Genomic DNA, 20,978 nt, shown 5'->3' with positions numbered 1-20,978 from the left:
TCACGACCGGGGAAGTCGCTGGAATCTGCGGAGTGTCCGCCGACACGGTTTCCCGCTGGTTTGACTTGGGCCAGATCGAGGGGTACCGGCTGGGTCCTGGCGGCGATCGCCGGATCCCGTACGATCACCTCCGGAAATTCATGCTGAGCCATGGTATTCCGTTGGAGCGGCTGGAAGAGGGTGAGCGCCGGGTGCTGGTGGTGGACGACGATCCGTACTATCTCGACATCATTCCTTCCGTCCTGTCTCGCGAAGATGAGTATGTTGTTCTGACGGCCTCGACGGGGTTTGACGCGGGCGCCATCGTGGTGGAGCACAACCCGCAGTTGCTTATCCTGGATATCCACCTTTCGGACATGGACGGGCGCATGGTTTGCGAGCGGGTGAAGTCGCGGGAGGAGACCCGCTACACGCGCATTCTGGGCATCTCCGGATTCATCGAGGACGAGGAGATTCAGGAACTGTCTTCGTATGGATTTGATGACTTCCTGAAGAAGCCGTTTCATGTGGATGAACTGACCGCCCGGGTAGGCCAGTTGTTCGCGCTGCCGCATTCCAGGTTAAACCGGCCCCGCTCGATCTAGGGGTTTGGTTTATGCCGATGGATTATTGTTGATCGTCCTTTCGCCGGTCAGCACAGTGCTCAGCGGTTCCCGTCCTCGCCGGGAGAGGCCGCCCACATTCGGCGCACCGTCTCCGCGGCCGCCTTCGGGCGCCGGTGCAGGTCAAAGAGCCCATACGCGCATCGCATCTCGTAGATGGTTGTGAATTTCCGGTGTACGTCCGAATCCGCGAAGACCCAGATAAATCCACCCACAAACCCGGGCTCCTGCTCGAAAGCCTCCCAGAGCGTTTTGAGCAATTCGGCTTGATACAGCTCTCCGGGGAAATAGTCGGTCATTAGCCCGCGAAGCGCCCAGCTGCCGAATTCCGTAACGAGGATCGGACGGTTGGGATACTCCCGCCGGAGCGCGTCAAAGCGTTCGGCCACCGCATCCCGCAACGCCGGCAGGGAATTGAGCTGCGGCTGCTCCACGCCAATATACACATTCACGGAGTTCAGATCCGTGCCCTGAAACGCGGGATCATTCGGCCACCGATTGCTCGGGGCGATAACCGGGCGATCCGGATCAAGCCGGTGCGCCACGCCGATCAATTCAAGGTTACCGCGGACCACCATTTCAGAGAGTTTCTCGTGCTCCGGACCGGGCTCCCGGGGCCGGGTGCGCGTTTCATTGCTCACGCTCCAAAAACCGATACTCGGATGGTTCCCCAGCGTCGCAATCATTTCCTCCAGCTGCGCGCGCGCGGCTTGCGTGTTGGCCTCCGAGTGTCCGGGACGCCCCCACTGGTACAGGGGTATCTCGCAGACGGCCAGCAAACCGGCCCGGTCAAACGCGTCATACGTTTCCCGGCTGTACGGGTAGTGGCAACGCGCGGCGTTGGCCCCAAGCGCCTTCATCAAGGCGATATCGTTGCGCAGCCCGTCCGGCGTGTTTGTCATGCCGGAGTCCGGATAGTTCTCGTATCGATTCAGGCCCTTAATGCGGTAGGGGCGGCCGTTCAGCAGGAGTTGTTCGCCCTCGACGCCGATGGTGCGGACACCCACGCTTTCGCGAAGCGAATCCACGCGCTTACTATCGGCGGCGCCCATGAGCGCGGCGTCGAGTGTGTAAAGGTACGGGGATTCAGGACTCCATAGACGGGCTCCCGGAACCAGCATCCGGGTTGAGAGGTTTCGGACGCTCTCATCATCCGGGGCGTCCAGCGACACCGAGGCCGCTTCGTGGCCGTCGGAATCCAGAAGGCGCAGGGAGAGTAGAAGCGCCTCCGTCCCGCCGGCGCCCGCCACGCTAGCCACCACCTCAACTACGGCCGGCTCCCCGACGGACACCGTCCGCACACGCAAGCCCGCAATGTGGATTGGAGGCCGGGCGATCAGCCGAACAGGCCGGTACAAGCCGCCGTGCTGCCACCAGTCGTGGCGTTCCATGGGAACCCGTTCAAGACGCGTCTCGTTTTCCACGGCGACCGCAAACGTGTTGGCGGAATCGAATTGAAGCAACTCGTGAATCGGCAGCGAGAATTGCGTGAACCCGCCCTCGTGTTCCCCCGCGAAAACGCCATTTACGTAGAGCAGCGTGCGGTAGTTCGCGCCATCGCTTTGGAAAAGGACGTCCATGCCCTGCCAGGAGCCCGGAATGAATACCTCCTTCCGGTACCAGCCTTCCCCTTCATAGCTGCCGAGGTCTTCAAACTGCGTGTTCCAACTGCCGGGAACCTGGATGTCCCACCAGCGGCTATCGTCAAAACCGGGAGGAACCCACCCGCCGTGCGGCGCACCCGCCGGTCGGGACCCCAGAAAGTCGTGCCGCGTCTGTATTTCCACAAACGCCGGATAAAACTTCCACAGTCCCGACAAATCGATGGCGTCGCGGGGGGGATGGGCCGATACGGCGCCGGTATACGGGATCGCGCCGGCCAGCGCAACCAGCAATGAGCGGACGAGGGGGCGAACGGGGCAAGAGAACAACATGGGAGCAGGTCCCTCCTTCCCTGGCGCCAGGGAGCAGGCTATCCTACACCAGCCACTTCTCCGCGATTTGATCGGTCTCCGTGGCGCTTATCAACCAGTCTACCATGCGCTGCCGCAGTTCGTCGCGTATTTTCTGGTGTTCCGTCTCCCCCGCAAGGTTCACGAATTCACCCGGGTCATTCTCCAGGTCAAACAATTCTTCGTGGCCGGGCGGGTAGTAGTTGTACTTCCAGCGCCTTGTCCGCACCATCTTCGCATCCGGGTGGCGCACGCCAAACACGCCCTTGCCCTTCTCGAAATTGTGCCGCCCGGCGAACACCTCCGGCATGACGTTCTCACTGAAGACGCACTCCCGAGGCGTATAGTCCCCGCCGCTCCCCGCGATGCGCGGCGCCAGGCTCTGCCCGTGCGCGTGATAGGGCGTTTCCAGCCCGCAAAAGTCGAAGAGCGTGGGCAGCAGGTCAATCGTCTCCACCAGGTCGTCGCATACACCCGGCGTCACCCGGCCGGGATACCGGATCATGAACGGAACGCGCACCGACCCTTCAAACAGCACGTTCTTTCCCATCATCCCGTGTTCCAGAAGCTGATCCCCGTGATCCGACGCGAACACTACAATCGTGTTGTCCGCCAGGCCCAGCTCGTCCAGCGCCTTCAGCGTCGCGCCCACCTCGTCGTCGATATGCGTAATGCTCCCGTAATAACTCCGGTAGATCCACTGTAGCCGCTCCCGGTCCATCTCGTGTTCCGGCGCGCGCCCCAGCAGTTCGGCCCGCCGGATCATGCGCGATACATGCGGCGGCATCGCCTCAATCGTCGCCAGCGATTCCCGCCGCGGCAGCGGAATGGTCACGTCGCTGTACAGCGCGTCGTAGGGCGCGGGGACCTCGAAGGGGGAATGTGGCTTCCAGTACGACGAAAACAGGAAGAAGGGCTGGCCCGATTGCTGCGCGTAGGCCGCCAGCTGTTCGCGCGTGCGCCGGCCCGTCCAGGCCGTGTCCGTGTATTGTGGATCAATAATGGCGCGAAACGGGTTGTCGCCCGGACCCAGCGCCGAACGCAACGCGGGATCGTCCTCCACCGTGCGCCGGTAATACACGTCGGCCTTCGGATCGTTTGCATTGCGCCATTGGGTGTAGTCCGACCATGCATCCACCGACTGCGCGCCGTCGTGCAGCTGCACGTCGTCAAAGCCCGTGCGGCGCGCTTCCTCCGGCGTCGGCGGATATTCGTAATACAGGTGGCTCTTGCCCACGATCCCCGTGCGGTAGCCCGCTTCCCGCAGCAACGCCGGAAACAGGGTCTCCCCGGCGGGCAGCCGAGTATAGTTCACGCGGTTTCTGTGCGCGTGCGCATACCGCCCGGTAAAAAAGCACGCGCGGGACGGCGTGCACACCGGCGACTGCGCGAAACAATGGGAAAAATTGGCCGATTCGGAGGCCAGGCGATCCAGGTGCGGCGTCCGGATGATGGGATTGCCGTTGGCGCCAACGCAGTCATAGCGCTGCTGATCGGTCATGATGAACAGGATGTTCGGGCTTCCCGGCGGCGCCGCCCGGCGCGCGTGCGCGCCCGGCTCCGCGGCCGCGGAAAAGGACGGCGCCAACCCCGCCGCCGCCGCGCCCCGCAGAAAGGTTCTACGCTTCATGATTTTGCTCCCGGAATGCCGCGCCACGCGGCTTTTCGCTACGGCAGACAGATCCCGCACGGTTCATAGTCTCGCTCCGCCTGTTCGCGCGCGATGGCCCGCCTGCTCGAACGCAACATGCGGCACGAGCCGCGGTGGTACTTGGTTCCGGTATCTGTGACATACAACAGCGCGCGATCCGCGGGGGCCGTGTCCTGGCTCCGCGCCTCGGGCCCGGTTCCCGCCGATGGGGGGTTGTACGGCGCGATCCCGCTCCGGCCCTCGCCCCGCCGGAACGCTTCCGGCGTGACGGCATCCGGCCGCGACCAGAGCCCTCGCCGCGCCGCGCGCGCCTCCTCCTGCAGGCGGCGCAGCGCCTCGTCCTCCGGCGCATAGCGCGCATACCAGTGCGCCAGGCCGGCCGCGACCAACTCGTGGTTCAGCACGCGCCCATCCTTCAGGATCACCACCCCCACCTTCCGCCCGTACCGGTCCGTATCGGTAACGAAGACCGTCACTTCCTTCCGAAAACAACGCTCCGCCACGTAGTCGCGCGCCGCCCGGCCAAAGTCCTGCCCGCTCTCGGGCGCATCCACGCCATGCAGGCGCACCTTCACCTGTTCCTCCGCCCTAAGCACGGTTACGGTGTCCCCATCCGCGATGGAAACGACCTCTCCGGTGAGCGTCTCCGCGCCGGCGGCCCCGAGGAGGGCCACAACAGAAAACAAGAAGACAAGCGAGAAAAGGCGAATCAGCATTGCGGGCTCCCGTCGGTTGTGCCGTGCAAGGCGTTTTATCCCGCCGCTCCCCCGCGAGTCAAATAACTACCATAGTCAGGTTTTCGATGCTTTGGTCGGCAATTTCCGCGCACCCCGGCGCCAAGGTGTCCCATTGGAGACAGGATCGCCCCAGAATAGACTGGCCCACGCGCCCGCAGCGGCTGATCGGACCGAAAATCTCCAGCGGGTTGGAGCGTGATTTCTTCCGGCCCGGCGACTCATGCGTCCCAGTTTCCGCGCATGGGGCGGTCGCGGAGGGCGTTGGCTGCGGGGTCGTTCTTGAATTCTTCGATTGCGGGGTCCCAGTGGAGTTCGCGCTTCAGGGTGGCGGCGATGTGGCCCAGGTGGCAGATGGTGGCGGTGCGGTGGCCGGCTTCCATGGGTGCGGCGGGTTGTTTGCGGGATGCGACGCAGTCGAGGAAATCGGCGACGTGGTTGTCGCTGGCGTAGAGGCGCTCGTCGCCCTCCTTGAGCTGCACGTCGTTAATGCCCGCGATGCTGGAGGTGATATCGTTGCTCTCCACGTGGAGCCAGCCTTCGCTGCCGATGAACTTGATGCCGTAGCGCTTGTTGTCGCTGGTGGACAGCGCGATGAGGCGGAGGCCGTTGGCGTATTCGAATTCGATGAGGTGCTTGATAGAGGCGTCGAAAAAGCCGCCGCGGGGGAATTCGGCGGTTCCGGCGATGTGGACGGGGCCGGTAGCGTCCATGTTGGCGCCCCACTGCGCGATGTCGTAGTAGTGCGCGCCCCAATCGGAGATGTAGCCTTCGCTGTAATCGAGGAGCCAGCGGAAGTTGAAGTGGCAGCGGGCGGGGGTATAGGGCTTTTCGGGGGCGGGCCCGAGCCAGCGGTCGTAGTCGAAGCCTTCGGGGACGGGTTCGACGGGGTAGCCGGGCTTGAACTCGCCGCGGATGGCGTAGCCCTCGGGCACGCCGCATTCGATGGTCTTGAGTTCACCGATGTAGCCGTTGCGCACGAGTTCGCAGGCGCGGCGGCACATGGGCATGGAGCGGCGCCAGGTGCCGGTCTGGAGGACGACGTTGTGCTTCGCGACGGCATCGGCCATGCGGCGGCCTTCGGCGATGGTGAGGGAGAGGGGCTTTTCGCAGAAGATATCCTTGCCCGCCGCCGCGCTGTGGATGGTGTTCAGCGCGTGCCAGTGATCCGGGGTGGCGATGGAGACGGCGTCGATGTCTTCGCGCGCGAGGAGTTCACGGTAGTCGTTGCAGGCCGCGTCCGCGCCGAGGCCGGCCAGGTCGGCGGCCTGGTCCCGGTGGGCTTTGTCCACGTCGCACACGGCGAGTATCTGGACGCGGGGGTCGCCCTTGAATGCGGCCAGGTTGCTCATGCCGCGGTTGCCCGTGCCGATGGCGCCGAGGGTGATGCGCTCGCTGGGGGCGGTGGCTCCATCGCGGCCGAGGGCGGACGCGGGGATGATCAGGGGCGCGGCGACGGCGGCGGTGGTTGCCAGGAATTGCCGGCGTGTGGGGGTGTGGGGCATGGTGTATCTCCTCCGCCGCGAGGGACGGGTGACGGGGTGCTGCGACTGAAACTTCGATATTGTACAACACACGGTGTCGATTCGTTGAACGGCTGCTGGCTTTTGGCAGCCGCAAGAGGAAACTCGTGCTACAATATAACCTGCAGCAACGGCTTGCAACCGAAGCGGAGATCAACCCATGGAAACGATAGCCGATCAGGAAGCCCTGACGAACTTTTCCCAATTGCTGGAACGAGTCGCGCAGGGGTCGTCCATCACGATCACCCGGCAGGGTGTTCCGGTAGCGGTACTCGTTCCGCCGGAAGCCAGAGACAGGCAAAAAGTGGCGGCTACGATAGCGAGGATCGGGGAATTTCGGAAAAATCACACACTCGGTCCGGATTTAACGGTTCGGGGCTTGATTGAAGAAGGCAGGCGGTAGATTGGGCGAGATCGTGACCGATAGCTCTGTAATTCTTGCCTGGTACTTTGACGATGAAGTGGATGATTATGCGATCAGCGTTTTGAATGCTCTCGTGGAGCAGACGCCCGTTGTGCCGTCTGTATGCCCCCTTGAACTGGGCAATTCGTTGCTTGTGGCCGCCCGCCGGGGCCGTATCACCCTGGACGAAAGCGTAGGCATTCTCAAAGATTTGAGTGAAATGCAGATCCGAGTTGAGCAAGAGCCGCCGGCCCGTATGCTGAATGAAGTATTCGTCCTGGCTCGCGATCATCAACTCTCCACATACGACGCTTCCTATCTGGATCTCGCCATGCGCCGGGACCTCCCGCTGGCCACGCTGGACAAGTCGCTCCAGCGCGCCGCCGGGAAGCTGGGCGTTCCCCTTTTCACGTGCTGACGCGGCGCCCGGCGTTTGCCTGAACTGGCGCGGGAGGGCTATACTCCCGGGCGTGTTGGGCAGCGCATTCCGGGCGCGGGCCGCCTGGATCGTTGGGTAATTCCCGAGATTGCGCCGCATTGGAACCCCTGAGCCACCCGCCGGGCCGTGCTCGCGAGAGAGTCCAGACCGCGTGAGCGCCGATCAGACCAGAGTTCAAACCAAGGGCAATCCCCGCCGCTTCTCGGGCGCGGAATTGCAAACGGTCTGGCTTATCTGGATGACGTATGGGGCGTTTTACTTCTGCCGCACGAATATTTCCGCGGCGGTGCCCGGGATGGAAGCGCCGTTGGCGGAGGGAGGATTGGGCCTGACGGGCAGCCAGGTGGGGTTGATCCTGGCGTCGCTCAAGCTGAGCTATGGCGTTGGCCAGCTGATCAACGGGCAGCTTGCGGAGCGCTTTTCCCCGCGCATCATGCTTGCGGTGGGCATGCTCGCATCGGCGGGGCTGAATGTGCTTTTCGGCTTCAGCACGGGCTTCTACTTCCTCCTGTTCATCTGGGCCTTCAACGGGTACAGCCAGTCGCTCGGCTGGTCGCCCTGCATGCGTGTCACAAGCGATTGGATTCCCGTGGAGCGGCGGGGCAAGGCCATCGGCATTATTGGCACGGGCTACCAGATCACGCTGGGCCTGACGTACTTCGTGGCGGGCCAGTCGGCGGAGTACCTGGGCTGGCGCGCGGCGCTCTATGTGCCGGCGATCCTGCTTGCCTTCGCGGCTCTGGTGATGCTGTTTTTTCTGAGGGAAGTTCCGCCGGCGCCTGTGGCTGGCGCGGGCCATGAGCCCCCGGCTCCGCGCGTTCGGCTGGGATTCCTGGAAGTGGCCCGCCTGACGGCGACCAATCCGGCGCTCTGGCTCCTGGGCATCTCGCTCGGCCTCATGAACGCGAGCCGCTATGGCTTTCTGGACTGGGGCGTGGCGCATTTGATTGAGGTGCAGGAAACGGGCGTGGGCAGCGCCTCGCTGAAGTATGTGGTGTTGCCGATCGGCGCGGTGGCCGGGTCCTACGGGGCGGGCTGGATGACGGATCGCTTTTTCGGCAGCCGCCGCGCGCCGGTAATCTGCATGCTGTTGGTCCTGCTCGGCGTGTTGACCTTGCTCTACGAAAGGGTATCCCAGACGAGCGTTCCGGCCACGCTTGTGCTGCTCGTGCTGATCGGCTTCTGCATTTACGGGCCGCAGGTGCTGCTGGTTGGCACGGCCCCGTCGGATCTGGCGCGCCAGGGCACGTCGGCAGCGGCCGTGGGCTTTGTGAATTTCATGGGGTATATGGGCGCGGCGACGGGTGACATCGTCACGGGTTACTTCAAGGATCCGGCGCATGGCGGGTGGCAGGTGGCCATCTACATCTGGGCCGGTTGGGCCTTTGCCGCCGCCGTGTTCGCCGGGCTGCTCTGGAATGTGCGGCCTCGGGCGCGAGCCTGACTCTCGTGGCTCTGGGAAAGCGGCACGGGCAAGCCCTTCCGGGCTTGACCGTGGCACACCCGGATTGCTTCGTGGTTGCGAACATAGTTGGCTTCAGCACGTACTATGTGACGCAGGAATTGCGCGGCGCCCGGAAGTGGGTTTGGCAATGCGGCACGGGCAAGCCCTTCCGGGCTTGACCGTGGCACACCCGTATCGCTTCGTGTTCCCGTATATCGATAAGTTCATTGTTCGGATGCCCGTGCGCATTGAAAGGATTGAACATGCAGGTAATTATTATTGGCGCGGGGCGTGGCGCGCGCCTGATGCCGACGACCGAAGATTCCCCCAAGTGCTTTGCGGAGGTGGAGGGGCGGCGCATTCTGGACTGGGCCGTTACGGCGTTCGGGGAGAATGGTCTCGACCGCATCTGCTTCATCGGCGGCTACCGCATCGAGAAGGTTCGGGAGGCGTACCCGCACTTTGAATTCCGCCACAACGACGCGTGGCCGGACAACAACATTCTCGCGTCCCTGTTTTACGCCGAGGACCGCATGGCGGACGGGTTTATCTGCTGTTATTCGGATATTCTGTTCAACACGAACGTCGTGGCCGACCTCAAGACCCATCCGGCGGACATTGCGATCGGCGTCGACACCGCGTGGATGGACCGGTATACGGAGCGCACCGAGCACCCCACCGACGACGCGGAGAAGGTGGCGGTGGAGAACGGGCGCGTGATTGAAATCCACCGCGAGCTGCACGATCACCACGCGCATGGCGAGTTTATCGGTGTGGCGAAGTTTTCCGCGGCGGGCGCCGCCCAGCTTCGGGAGGCCTACCACGCGGCGCGCGAGAAGCACGCCGGCAAGCCCTTCCGCGAGGCGAAGGTCTTTGAGAAGGCCTATTTCATTCACCTCCTTCAGGATATGCTGGAGGGCGGCGCCCACATGGCGCACGCCGACACACCCGGCGGCTACATTGAAATCGACACCCAGCAGGACCTCGACTACGCGCGCGAATTCTGGGTCTCAAAGCACCTCGCGAGGTAATCCATGCGCACGTTGCCCCTCTTTCCGACCTCTGTCATCGGTTCGCTGCCGCGCCCGGCATTCGTGAAAGATCTTATTGCGGACGACGCCCCGTACGACGCGGAGACGTATCAGCGCCATATGGGCGACGCCATCCGGTACGCCGTGGCGATGCAGGAGGCGGCGGGACTGGACATCATCACCGACGGCGAGTGGTGGCGGAAGTCGTATATCGGCGTTATTGCGGAACTTGCCCATGGCTTCGAATTGAGCAGGAATCCGGCGGACGGCCGTCCGTGGACGGTTGTGACCGAGCGGCTGTCTCCGAAGGCCCCGGGCTTCATCGCGAACGAGGTGCGCTTCCTGAAACAGATCACGAATCGGCCGGTTAAGGCGACCCTGCCGGCTCCCGCACTGCTCGGCGAGCGCATGTGGGATCCCGAGCGGTCCGTTGGCGCCTACCCCACCCGCGAGGCGTTCATCGAGGATTGCGTGCCCGTGCTCCGGCGGGAATTGGAGCTGCTTCGGGACGAGGGGGTGCACATTGTACAGATTGACGATCCGCATCTGTGCCTTTTCGTGGATGCGGGGGTGCGCGGCCAGTACGACGACGCGACGCGCGCCTCGGATTTCGCCACCGACATGGACAATGCGGTAGTGGAGGGGATCACGGGCGTTAAGACGGCGGTGCACCTTTGCCGGCGCGCCGGCGCGCGCGTGCGGGGCGAGGCGGAGCACACGGGGGGCTACGATCCGATTCTCAAGCAGCTCGTCCGGCTGAAGGTAAACCACGTCACGATGGAGTTCACGACGCCGGGCGCGGGCGATATGTCGGTATTCCGTGAACTTCCGGAGCACATTGAAATCGGCCTCGGGTGCGTGAGCTGCCACCCCGGCCAGATCGATTCGCCCGAGACCATTGTCGCGCGGGTGGAAAAGGCGTTGCAGTACCTTGCGCCCGAGCGCATCACGCTCAACCCGGACTGCGGCTTCGCGCCCGGATCGGCCGCCCAGGTCGACATCGACGAGGTCTATATCAAGCTGAAGAACGAAGTGGAGGCTGCGCGGCGGTTGCGCGAGAAATACGCGTAGGCGCACGGGGGGGAGCACGCGCGGTTTGCATTGGCGGAGCGAACATGAAATCATGGCGCTTCCGCCACCGGGCGGCTCCGGTTCCCGGCGGCCTGGCTGAACGTGAGTCATTCGGGAGGTTCTATGCGTTATTCCGCGTTTCTGGTGTTGGCAGCGGGTTCGCTGCTGTTTGCGGCGGTGTCCCATGCGGCGGTCGAGGCCGCGGCGAAACGTCCGAACTTCGTCTTCATCCTGACGGACGATCAGGCGCAGGAGACGCTCTCGGCGTATGGCAATACCGTGTGCGAGACGCCGAATATTGATCGGCTTGCGGCGGAGGGGATGACCTTTGACGGGGCCTACCACATGGGCGCGTGGAGCGGGGCGGTGTGCCTTCCCTCGCGGACGATGATCATGACGGGGCGATCGGTCTGGCGCATTCCGGGGAACCGCACGCCTTACGAGGCGGTTCCGCCGCGTGTACCCGCGGATATTGCGTCGCAGACGCTCCCGGCGGTGTTCAACCGCGCGGGGTACGACACGTTCCGCACGTGCAAGATTGGCAACAGCTACGCGGATGCGAATGCGCAGTTCAAGACGGTGCGGGACAAGACGTGCCGCGAAGGGAACGCGGAGGAGGGCAGCGCTTGGCACGGCGATCAGGTGATGGCGTATCTCTCCGGGCGCGAAGCGTCGGGCGCGACGGAGCCGTTTCTGATTTACTATGGCTTTTCGCACCCCCACGACGTGCGGAACGGCACGCCCGAATTGCTCGCGAAATACGGCGCGACGAATGACTGGGATCCGGAGAACCCGGGCGCGGCGAATCCGTCCGCGCCACCGCTGCCGGATCAGTGGCTTCCCGCGCACCCATTTCACCACGGGCATCCGGAACTTCGGGACGAGGTGGCGGTTCCGGGGGTGCTGCGGAGCCGCGATCCGGCGACGGTCCGCAACGAGACCGGTCGGGAATACGCGTGCATCGAGAATATCGACATCCAAATTGGGCGGGTGCTGGCGAAGCTGGAGGAGATGGGCGAGCTGGACAATACGTATATCATCTTCACGGCGGATCACGGCATGTCGGTGGGCCGTCACGGGCTGATGGGCAAGCAGAACCTGTATGAGCACACATGGCGGGTACCGTTCATTGCGCGTGGTCCGGGTATCGCGGCGGAGGCGCGGGCGCAGGGCAATCTGTATCTCATGGATGTGCTGCCGACACTGTGTGATCTTGCCGGTATCGATATTCCGTCGACGGTGGAGGGCGTGAGTATTCGCCCGGTGCTGGAGGGGCGTGTGGAGACCGTGCGCGACACGTTGTACGGGGTGTACTCGGGGGGAACGAAGCCGGGTATGCGCAGTGTGCGGCGTGGCGACTGGAAGTTGATCCAGTACGACGTGCTGGATGGGGAAGTGCGGGAGACGCAGCTGTTCAACCTGCGGGAGAATCCGCACGAGTATGTGCTGGAACACCACGCGCCCGAGGTGATCGCGGCCACGGGGCACACGCCGGGCGAGTTGCAGGTGGATTTGGCGGAGGACCCGCGCTACGCGGCAGAGCGCGCGCGAATGGAGGCCCTGCTTCGGGAAGAGATGACGCGGTGGGGGGATCCGTATACGCTCTGGTCACCGCAGGAGTAGTGCGCGTATCACAGGAATGCCTGTGTCCCTGATGAGGCTCTTTTCACAGGCAGGAATGCCTGTGTCCTTGATGAGCCGCCCCCACCGCGTTGGCGGCAGGGGCGGTTGATTCCGGGGAGTACGGGCTGAAGGGTTCAGTGGCCTGTGTCGATGCCGGCTGCGGCCAGGAGCTCGCCGGGCGTCATGTTGACGCGGTCGGCGAGCGTACGGACGTTGTCCTGGCCGGTTGCCGCGATGCCACGCTGATGCAGGCGCGCAATCGCCGATTCGAGATCCACGTTGCCCTCCGCGCAAACCTGGGCCAGGGTCTTTCGCCCGAAGCCCCCCCCGCCCGCGCCGCCGCGTGATGCATAATCGCCCGACGGTCCCGCCGCGGCGCCGCCACTGCTCAGCAGCGCGAACAAGCTGGCGGGCGCCATGTTGTTCTGATGTGCGAGTTCCTGGACGGTTTGCGACATGTCGTCCACGGCGAGGCCTTTGGATGCGAGGCGCTCCTGAAGTTCTTCCGGCCCGCGCCCGAGCTTGTTCGCAAACATTTCGAGGGTGTCTTCTTCGGCGTGGGGATACGGCCCAACTACGCTGCGCATCTCCCAGTACTGTTTGATGTTCTCACCGAGTTCGGCCACGGCGCCAAACGGGGGCACGCTGTAGAGGGTGCCGACAAAGACCATGAGCGTGAGGGCGAGCGCGCCGGCCATTTCCGCGCGGCTCCGTTTTGCGCCCGCGGCGAGTGGCATCTTGAGGTACTTGAGCAAGGGCCGCCAGTTGTAAGCGATGTGCGCCGCGCTTGCCACGAGGAAGAGCAGGGCCATGGTGGTGTGCGCGCTCCCCCATCCTTCCTTGCTGAGGCCGATCATGCTCCAGCCGGTCCAGTTGGCGACTCTACCCTTGGGCGACAGGTAAAGAATGACGCCCGACAGCGTGAGCATGAGGAAGCTCATGGAAACGGTTAAGGAGGTCATGGCCCGGAGGTTGAATTTGCGGTTCGTGTTCATGGCGAGTTCTTCCCGGTAGCATTGACGTTTCTGTTCGGGCGGCTCATTTCCGCCCCTGCCTGATGAAGAGCAATTGGCGGGCCATGGTCGAAGAGGTGTTTAAGATGCTGCAATGAAGGCGGTTAAGGAGGGCGATCCGGGATTCGTTCTGGGGGGCTGTGCAGGTTTTGCGCAAGTCCCGCGCAGTTCTTGCACGGTTTTCGCTGGGGGGAGCGCGGTCCAGCCGTCAGGGAGCGTTTGCGGGGAATGCGCCGGCGTCCAGCACGTCGCGCACGATACGGGCGAGGTTTCGGGGCTTGACGGGCTTTGTGAGGACAGTCGAGACGCCCAGCCTCGCCAGATCCTCGAGGAGTCCGTTGTCGGAGAATCCGGTGACGAGAATGACGGGGAGATCGGGGCGGATGCCGCGCACCTCGGCGATGAGCTGGCGCCCGGTCATCCGCGGCATGGTGAGGTCGGTGACGAGGAGATCGAAGCGGCCGGGTTCTTGTTTCAGCAATTCGAGCGCGGCGGTGCTGCTGGTAAGGGCGTGGACGTTGTAGCCGAATTTCTCCAGCGCCTTTTGGAGCAGGTTGGCCAGCGCCTCCTCATCGTCGACCAGCAGGAGGCGCTCCGAACCGCCACGCACGGGGGGCTCCTCGCCGGGCGCGGGGAGGACCGGCTCGGTGGCAAACGGCAGGAATACTTCGAAGGTGCTTCCGCTGCCGGGCGCGCTTTGCACGGTGATCGCTCCGCCGTGGGCGGTGATGATGCCGTGGACAGTCGCGAGGCCGAGCCCGGTGCCTTTTCCCTGGGGTTTGGTGGTGTAGAAGGGATCGAAGACGCGGTAGAGGTACGCGGGGTCCATGCCGCAGCCGGTATCGCGGACCACCATGCGCACGTACTCGCCCGGCGGCAGTTCGGGCGGGAGTTCGCCGCTGGTTCGACCGAGCGCGATGGAGAGGCGGCCCCCGCTTTCCTCCATGGCCTGGTAGGCATTGGTGCAGAGGTTCACGATCACCTGGTGCATCTGGGTGGGATCCGCGAGCACGGGCTGCGGGCTGTCTCCCACGTTTGCCTCGATCTCGATGGTGGTTGGGATGGAGGGGCGAAGGAGTTTCAGCGCTTCTTCGACGACCTCCACGAGATCGACGGGTTGCCGGACTTCCTCGACCTGCCGGCTGAAGGTGAGGATTTGCTGGACGAGGCTCTGGGCGCGGTTTGCGGCGGCGAGCACGCCCTCCAGGTCGCCATATTCTTCGCTGCCGGGGTCGAGCTGGGCCTGGACGAGCTCGCTGTAGCCGATGATGGCGGCGAGAATGTTGTTGAAATCGTGGGCGATCCCGCCGGCGAGCGTGCCGATGGCTTCCATTTTCTGTGCCTGGCGCAGCCGGGATTCCAGCTGCCGCTGCCCGGTGACGTCGCGCACGACGCTCACGACGCCCGCGCGCCATCCCTTGCTCGGACTCAGCGTCGCCACGGTGTTTTCGGTCTGGATCAGGGTCCCGTCCTTGCGGCGCATTTCGAAACTGGCGTGAAATGCTTCGCCGCGCTCGAGCATGGGCTCGCTGGCGCGGGCGAAGGCTTCATAGCGTGCTCGGTCGACATGGAGGATTTCGGTGGATTTTCCGATGAGCTCGTCCGCGCAGTATCCAAACACGCGCTCCGCGGCCGCGTTGCATTGCTGTATGGTGCGGGTGGCGGGGTCGACGACGATCACGACCTCGCTGAGGCTTTCGAGGGTGCGTTCGCGCAGGTCGGTGGCCGCGCGCAACTCCTCCTCGGCCTGGCGCCGGTCCGTGATGTCGATGTGGCACCCGAGCATGCGGAAGGGCGCGCCGTGCGCATCGTGCAGCACCTTACCGCGCACGAGCAGCCATCGGTAGGAGCCATCGCGGTGGCGGAGCCGGAATTCCGGCGCGTAGGGCGGGAAGGGGGGCTGGGCCGCCGCGGCGATGGCCGCGAGGACCTGAGCGCGATCCTCCGGATGGATCCGGGATTCCCACTCGGCGTATTCGTTGGGCAGTTCGCTGTCTTCGTATCCCAGTTGACGTTTCCACTCGGGCGAAAGATAGACTTCGTTTGTGAGCAGGTCCCAGTCCCACAGGCCGATGTTGGTGGCCTGCACGGTGAGTTGCAGCTGGGCGAGCGCCGCCTCGCTTTGGGCTTCCACGCGCTTTCGGTCGCCGATATCGCGGAAGAATCCCACGTGGTAGGCTGTGCCGTCCAGTTGCATGTGGGTCCATGTGATATCCACGAAGACGGTGGAGCCGTCCGCGTGCGGGCAGGCGACATCCGTCCGTTGCACGCTGCCTCCGTCCAGGGCGTCGGCGGGCGGCAACGCGGGCGCGGAATCTTGGTCACGCACGGCCAGAGTACGTTTAAGACAGGCGCCCGAGAGGGCATCCTCGGGGTGGCCGAGCATGCCACAAAGAGCCGGATTGGCGTAGACGATTTTCCCGGAGCCCGCTTCGGCAATCAGGATGCCTTCAAACGCATGTTCGAAGAGCACCCGGAAACGGGTTTCGCTGGCGTGCAGGGCCTGTGCGCTTTCTGTGGCCGATTGGGAAAGCCGCGTGACGCGCCGCAGCGCCAGGTGGACGAGCGCGAGGATGCTGGTGAGCGCGAGGCCGCCGAGCCCCCAGATGAGCGCGATGGTGGAGGGGTCCGCGCCGGGCGGGGGCGCCGCCCAGCCGAGGGATGCGGTCCAGATGCGATCACCCGCGCGAACGGGCGCGCTGACGCGGGCGGCGCCGGCGGGCTCGGTCCCCCAGAACGGCAGCGCCCCTTCCAGCGCGACGGCGTAGCTCACATTCGTGGGTAGATGCGCCGCGACTTCCTCAAGCAAGGTGTTGATTTCGATCACCCCCTGGGTCAGGCCGAGGTAGGTGTCTCCTGCGTAAAGGGGCGAGCGCGCCACAACCGCAAGCACGCCCTGAACGGTGACGGTCGGTTCGTTGAGCACGGTCATCCGTGTGGCCATTGCCCTTTCGACGTACGGTGCGGCCGGCCGCGTCATGAGATCGAGCCCGACGGCATCCTCGTTGCCGGTCAGCGGGTAGGTAAAGCGGATCAGGTGATCGGGGCCGACAAACTGCAATGTCCGTAGGGCTGGGTAATTTCTCAGGAGTTGGGTGGCGATGGCGTCGAATGCACTTTGATCCGGCGCTTCAGGCAAGGCGAGCAGGAAGGCGCGCAGATCATCGACCGCCAGGATCCGGATCTCGAGGCGCTGTTCGAGTTCGCGCACCGATTCCTGAAGGGTGCGCTCCAGTTGGGCGTGATTCTTCTCGGCAAATCGGGCGCGATGCCACTGATCCAGGGCCAGCAGCAACGCCATCCCCGCAAGCGTTGCGGCGATCAGGATTGTCCGGTGCATCTGCATACGGGCATGTTTCCGGGGCAGGCGGGCGGGGCGCGTCTGGACGCTCTCCCTCCCAACCAAGGGTATAGATGCGGTTCTTCTCGCTCCTCCTCGTGGGAGTATACCTGAATCAAGCCACGGCACGGAACCTGTTGCGGTTCCCGGTGGAGTGTCATTGTGTTAATTTTTTGTCTATATTTTCTGGACGATATATTGGACGATTTGCTATCCTCATTTCCAGACGGGACAACGGCCGCGGTGCGGCCCAGGAGATCTCCCATGGACGTGGTATCAAGGCATGCACGCGGTGTGCGGCGTGGTGCGGGAACGGATCCGCCCGGTCCGGGCCCTATCGGTTCCCTAGGGCCGCTCCTGTCGATGTGTCATGATCGGATCACCCCCGTGGCGTCGGTGCTGAAACGGTACGGTCGGATTGCGATGCTGGAGGGGGCGAAGGGCCGGGTGTACCTGGTGAACGATCCCGAGGCGGTGCAGGAACTGCTGTCGGGCGCGCACCGCGATGTAATGAAGGACACGGGGCACCAGCTGTTTCTCCGTCCGGTGCTGGGGAACGGGCTGTTGCTGAACGAGGGCGCGGCGCACCTTCGCCGGCGGCGGATGATGCAGCCGGCGTTTCACAGCGCGCGCATTGCGGACTACGCGACGACGATGGTGCGGTATGCGGTGGCGGCGGCGGGGCGCTGGGAGGCGGGGCAGCGGATCGATGTGATGCGCGAGATGATGGCTTTGGCGCTGGATGTGGTGGGGAAGACGCTGTTCAATTCCGAGGTGGCCGAGGACAAGCAAGGCGTGGCCGATGCGATCGAGGACATCATGCAGGCGGACAGCATTCTGCTGCATCCGCTGGCGCCGATCCTGACGCGGTTGCCATTGCGGCGGGTGCGGCGATTCCGCCGGGCCATTCGGCGGCTGGACGCCATTGTTTATCGGATTATCCGGGAGCACCGGGCGAAAGGGGGCGGCGGCGACCTGCTGGACATGCTGATGGCGGCGCGCGACGAGGAGAGCGGCGCGCCGCTGGGCGACGAAGCCTTGCGGGACGAAGTGCTGACGCTGTTCCTGGCGGGCCACGAGACGACGGCGAACACGATGGCGTGGGCTTGGCGCCTGCTGGGCGAGAATCCGGCGGTTGAGGCGCGGTTTCACGCGGAGGTGGATGCGGCGATCGGCGATCGGACACCCGGCATGGAGGACTTCGCGCTGCTCCCGTATACGCGGCAGATCGTGGAAGAGACGCTGCGGCTGTATCCGCCAGCCTACCTGTTCGGGCGCGAAGCGCTTCGGCCGATCACGATTCTGGGGTATGCGATACCGGCAGGCTCCCAGGTGTTGTTGAGCCCGTATGTCAGCCATCGGGATGCGCGTTTTTTTCCGGATCCCGAGCGCTTTGACCCCGACCGCTTTGCCCCCGAACAGCGGGAGACCCGCCCGCGCGACGCCTGGTTTCCGTTTGGCGCGGGCCCCCGGAAGTGCATCGGAGAGCGCTTCGCGATGATGGAGGCGGTGCTTGTGCTTGCGACCATCGGGCGGCGGTGGCGCCTGGCGACGGAGGGACAGCCCCGGCCGGGAATCGACCCGCGCATTACGCTGCGCCCGCGCGGTGGGCTACCGATGACGGTGTTGCCGCGCGAGACAGCCAGCGGCTCGGAATGACCTGCAGGGCAATCGCATTTAAACTCCCTGTCCGAGCCGAGCGCCATACGAACCACCTGAGATGTAAAAAAGGGCGCGTGTTGGAGCGCTGGCATTTCGCCTGCGGCGAATTCCGGACCTTGCCGGCAGAGATGCCGGCGCTCCAACACGCTCACTTTCATTGATTCAAGGCTCCAAATCAACTCAAGTTTACGCCCAAATGCCGTGATTGGGTTTAAATGCGATTGCCCTGCAATAACGTGGCGCGGCGATCCCGCTGGCATGTATGGTAGGCCTTATTGAACGCGGGGTAGCCTCTGGCCGAAAGCAAAGAATTGATCACCACGAAGGTCACGAAGGGCGCGAAGAGAAACAGAGAAGAGTCGTTAACCGCAGAGAACGCAGAGAGCGCATAGGGCGATTTTTGTAGGTGGATGGATTGGGAGGTTGAATGAGGGCGCGTTTTAAACCACGAATGGACACCAATGCACACGAATGAGTCGGGATTCTCCATGCCAGGGTGTGAGGATGCGATCCGGGTTGGGATGCGAGAGTGGCGCGCGTGGCGGATCGGATTGGTAGCCACAAAGGGCACAAAGATCATAAAGAAACTGCGTAATGACGACTGGTTTGAGCGGGCATGTTCGGCCCGAAGGGCCAGCGCGGCCCAAGGCATCGCGTTGGGAAGACTGGCGCGGAATTGATCCGCTCTGTGCGGATTGAAGATGCGCCGACGGCGGACCGCGCAGCTGGCGCGATCGCGTGCGTGAGACCGAAGATGGCGTCCAATCCATTATTTCGCCAAACGGTTCCGCTTCAACAGATTGAGCTGTGAGGTGCTGGGAAATCTTGCTGAAGAAACAAGAAAATGACGGATAGTAGTATCAGACCTATACCGCTTTCCCGGCGTATGAAGGCTGGCTATGGCGCGGCCGACTTTGGTATGGCTGGGGTCGAGGTGATGCTTCAGCTGTTTCTGCTGGAGTTTTACACGCGGGCGGTTGGGTTGCAGGCGAGCCTGGCGGGCTATGCGCTTGCGATCGCGGTTGCGTGGGACGCGGTCACGGATCCGCTTATGGGGGCGGTCTCGGATCGCACGCATACGCGGTGGGGGATGCGGCGTCCGTACATGGCGGCGGGCGGGATTCTTTTCGCGGTTTCCGTTCCGGTGCTGTTCTGGCCGCCCGCGCTGGAGACGCAGGCCGGTAAATTTGCGTACCTGCTCGGGGCGTATCTGCTGCTGAATACGTCGTATACCATTTTATCGGTACCGTATACCGCGCTGGCGGGGGAGATGACGTCTGATCGGAATGATCGCGCCGAGCTTTTCGGTTGGCGGTTGCTGGCGCGCAACGGAGGCTTTCTGATCGGGGCGCTGCTGCCGGGGTTGCTCTATGATGCGGCCGAGCCGGCGGGTGCGGCGGCGGCGCTGCGGGAATCGCGGGGCGCGACGGCGTGGATCCTTGCCGCGGCGGTAATCGCAACGGCCTGGATTTCGACGATCGCCGTCCGCCGGCACGATACACCGGCGCGCGCGGGACGGCGCGAAGGCGGGGCGCTGGATCCGCGGTGGTGCTTTCACGAAGCGCGACGCGTGCTCGGCAACCCGCTGTTTCTGCCCCTGGTCATCGCGTTTGTGATCGCGCAATCGGGCCGGACGATCAATGCGTCGCTGGGAGTTTACTACTACAAGATTCGGCTCGGGCTTGGCGAGCGCGACATTGCGCTGATCCTGGGGGTGTTCATTCTCCTGGTGAGCGCGTCGGTGCCGATGTGGCTGGCCATCGCGCGGCGCGCGGGCAAGAAGGCCGCTGCATTCTACGGTGCGCTGGCGCTCGGGGCGATGACGGCGATCACCTACCCGCTGCTTCCCCCGGGCCAAATCGCCCCGGTGCTGGTTTTCGCGTGCGGTATTGGCGGGCTGGCGGCGGGCGCGGTCATCCTGTTTGAGGCGCTGGTTGCGGATGCGGTGGACTATGACGAGCTCAAGACGGGGAAACACCGGGAAGGGCTGTACTATGGCGTCTGGACGATGGCGACGAAGCTGGCTCGGGCGCTCGGACTAGCGCTGACGGGCGTCATGCTCGACGCGATTGGCCTTGACCCGGCCGCGGCGGCGCATCCGCCCGAGGCGGGGTGGCGCATTGCGCTGTTGTTTGGCCCGGGGGTTGGGCTGTGGTTCGTTATCGCCGCGCTGGTGTTTCTCGCGCTGCCGTACAGCGAGGCACGGCAGGACCGGATCCAGGCGCTGCTCCGGCGGCGGGCGGGGCGCAAACGGGATTAGGGCCGATGGGGAGGGCAGCAGGCGCGGCTTTTGGCGCAAGAGTAAACCGCACAACGTGACGGAATCCGAAGAGCCGGGATTGGCCGTGTTGGGGAAGGGGCCTTATTTTTTGGCTGGACCCAAGGCGGGGGCCTTTTCCTGCCGTTCTTTCTTCTTTTTCTGCGTGGCGGCTTCCTTCACGGCTTTTTGTTTGCCTTGCTTGTTCTTGTCTTTCTGGCTCTTGTCACCCA

The 20,978-nt window shown here is 64.1% G+C and carries 15 protein-coding genes; 9 read left to right on the top strand and 6 right to left on the bottom strand.

Annotated elements, in window-relative coordinates; translation table 11 throughout:
- The first annotated feature begins 32 nt into the window (after positions 1–32).
- Entirely contained in the window at positions 33–584 is a 552-nt protein-coding gene (locus KF886_25485) for a response regulator (GenBank protein MBX3180714.1), read from the top strand.
- 59 nt (positions 585–643) lie between these two features.
- Here KF886_25485 and KF886_25480 read toward each other — a convergent pair whose 3' ends face one another.
- From KF886_25480 to KF886_25465, 4 genes are all read right to left on the bottom strand, one after another.
- Positions 644–2,536, bottom strand: a complete 1,893-nt coding sequence (locus KF886_25480) for a beta galactosidase jelly roll domain-containing protein (GenBank protein MBX3180713.1) — start codon at positions 2,534–2,536, stop codon at positions 644–646.
- 43 nt (positions 2,537–2,579) lie between these two features.
- Positions 2,580–4,184, bottom strand: a complete 1,605-nt coding sequence (locus KF886_25475; protein MBX3180712.1) for a sulfatase-like hydrolase/transferase — start codon at positions 4,182–4,184, stop codon at positions 2,580–2,582.
- A 38-nt stretch (positions 4,185–4,222) separates the two neighbouring features.
- Positions 4,223–4,921: a thermonuclease family protein gene (locus KF886_25470; protein MBX3180711.1), complete on the bottom strand. Its 699-nt coding sequence runs from the start codon at positions 4,919–4,921 to the stop codon at positions 4,223–4,225.
- A 239-nt stretch (positions 4,922–5,160) separates the two neighbouring features.
- A complete protein-coding gene (locus KF886_25465; protein ID MBX3180710.1) occupies positions 5,161–6,444 on the bottom strand; it encodes a Gfo/Idh/MocA family oxidoreductase in 1,284 nt (427 codons plus the stop codon).
- A 178-nt stretch (positions 6,445–6,622) separates the two neighbouring features.
- On the opposite strand from KF886_25465, the gene KF886_25460 reads away from it, so the two are divergent.
- The 6 genes from KF886_25460 to KF886_25435 all read left to right on the top strand — a co-directional run bounded on the left by KF886_25460 (position 6,623) and on the right by KF886_25435 (position 12,473).
- Positions 6,623–6,865: a type II toxin-antitoxin system prevent-host-death family antitoxin gene (locus tag KF886_25460; GenBank protein MBX3180709.1), complete on the top strand. Its 243-nt coding sequence runs from the start codon at positions 6,623–6,625 to the stop codon at positions 6,863–6,865.
- A gap of 1 nt (position 6,866) precedes the next feature.
- Positions 6,867–7,283: a type II toxin-antitoxin system VapC family toxin gene (locus KF886_25455; GenBank protein ID MBX3180708.1), complete on the top strand. Its 417-nt coding sequence runs from the start codon at positions 6,867–6,869 to the stop codon at positions 7,281–7,283.
- 172 nt (positions 7,284–7,455) lie between these two features.
- Positions 7,456–8,748 carry an MFS transporter gene (locus KF886_25450; protein MBX3180707.1) on the top strand — a complete coding sequence of 431 codons (1,293 nt, stop codon included), beginning with the start codon at positions 7,456–7,458 and terminating at the stop codon, positions 8,746–8,748.
- Positions 8,749–9,011: 263 nt separating this feature from the next.
- Positions 9,012–9,779 carry a phosphocholine cytidylyltransferase family protein gene (locus KF886_25445; GenBank protein ID MBX3180706.1) on the top strand — a complete coding sequence of 256 codons (768 nt, stop codon included), beginning with the start codon at positions 9,012–9,014 and terminating at the stop codon, positions 9,777–9,779.
- A 3-nt stretch (positions 9,780–9,782) separates the two neighbouring features.
- On the top strand, positions 9,783–10,850 hold the full coding sequence (locus tag KF886_25440; protein MBX3180705.1) for a cobalamin-independent methionine synthase II family protein: 1,068 nt from the start codon (positions 9,783–9,785) through the stop codon (positions 10,848–10,850).
- 123 nt (positions 10,851–10,973) lie between these two features.
- Complete coding sequence (locus KF886_25435; protein MBX3180704.1) at positions 10,974–12,473, top strand: sulfatase-like hydrolase/transferase; 1,500 nt, start codon at positions 10,974–10,976, stop codon at positions 12,471–12,473.
- Positions 12,474–12,607: 134 nt separating this feature from the next.
- On the opposite strand, the gene KF886_25430 is transcribed toward KF886_25435, so the two are convergent.
- Positions 12,608–13,468, bottom strand: coding sequence for a DUF4405 domain-containing protein (locus KF886_25430; protein MBX3180703.1), 861 nt, complete (start codon positions 13,466–13,468; stop codon positions 12,608–12,610).
- A gap of 226 nt (positions 13,469–13,694) precedes the next feature.
- The gene (locus KF886_25425) at positions 13,695–16,832 is read right to left on the bottom strand and encodes a PAS domain S-box protein (GenBank protein MBX3180702.1); all 3,138 of its coding nucleotides are present in this window, start codon (positions 16,830–16,832) and stop codon (positions 13,695–13,697) included.
- A 258-nt stretch (positions 16,833–17,090) separates the two neighbouring features.
- On the opposite strand from KF886_25425, the gene KF886_25420 reads away from it, so the two are divergent.
- Positions 17,091–18,485, top strand: coding sequence for a cytochrome P450 (locus KF886_25420; protein MBX3180701.1), 1,395 nt, complete (start codon positions 17,091–17,093; stop codon positions 18,483–18,485).
- 847 nt (positions 18,486–19,332) lie between these two features.
- Complete coding sequence (locus tag KF886_25415) at positions 19,333–20,748, top strand: MFS transporter (protein ID MBX3180700.1); 1,416 nt, start codon at positions 19,333–19,335, stop codon at positions 20,746–20,748.
- The last annotated feature ends 230 nt before the right edge of the window (positions 20,749–20,978 follow it).

It is taken from the genome of Candidatus Hydrogenedentota bacterium (assembly GCA_019637335.1).
Lineage (GTDB): Bacteria > Hydrogenedentota > Hydrogenedentia > Hydrogenedentales > JAEUWI01 > JAEUWI01.
The sequence above is the reverse complement of the archived record's forward strand: the minus strand, read 5'-3'. Positions and strand labels throughout refer to the sequence as shown.

Excerpts from the sequence above, each read along its gene's own strand:
- KF886_25420 (MBX3180701.1), top strand. The coding sequence starts at position 17,091 with ATGGACGTGGTATCAAGGCATGCACGCGGTGTGCGGCGTGGTGCGGGA.
- KF886_25425 (MBX3180702.1), bottom strand. The coding sequence starts at position 16,832 with ATGCAGATGCACCGGACAATCCTGATCGCCGCAACGCTTGCGGGGATG.
- KF886_25435 (MBX3180704.1), top strand. The coding sequence starts at position 10,974 with ATGCGTTATTCCGCGTTTCTGGTGTTGGCAGCGGGTTCGCTGCTGTTT.
- KF886_25430 (MBX3180703.1), bottom strand. The coding sequence starts at position 13,468 with ATGAACACGAACCGCAAATTCAACCTCCGGGCCATGACCTCCTTAACC.
- KF886_25415 (MBX3180700.1), top strand. The coding sequence starts at position 19,333 with ATGACGGATAGTAGTATCAGACCTATACCGCTTTCCCGGCGTATGAAG.
- KF886_25470 (MBX3180711.1), bottom strand. The coding sequence starts at position 4,921 with ATGCTGATTCGCCTTTTCTCGCTTGTCTTCTTGTTTTCTGTTGTGGCC.
- KF886_25460 (MBX3180709.1), top strand. The coding sequence starts at position 6,623 with ATGGAAACGATAGCCGATCAGGAAGCCCTGACGAACTTTTCCCAATTG.
- KF886_25440 (MBX3180705.1), top strand. The coding sequence starts at position 9,783 with ATGCGCACGTTGCCCCTCTTTCCGACCTCTGTCATCGGTTCGCTGCCG.
- KF886_25480 (MBX3180713.1), bottom strand. The coding sequence starts at position 2,536 with ATGTTGTTCTCTTGCCCCGTTCGCCCCCTCGTCCGCTCATTGCTGGTT.
- KF886_25465 (MBX3180710.1), bottom strand. The coding sequence starts at position 6,444 with ATGCCCCACACCCCCACACGCCGGCAATTCCTGGCAACCACCGCCGCC.
- KF886_25475 (MBX3180712.1), bottom strand. The coding sequence starts at position 4,184 with ATGAAGCGTAGAACCTTTCTGCGGGGCGCGGCGGCGGCGGGGTTGGCG.
- KF886_25445 (MBX3180706.1), top strand. The coding sequence starts at position 9,012 with ATGCAGGTAATTATTATTGGCGCGGGGCGTGGCGCGCGCCTGATGCCG.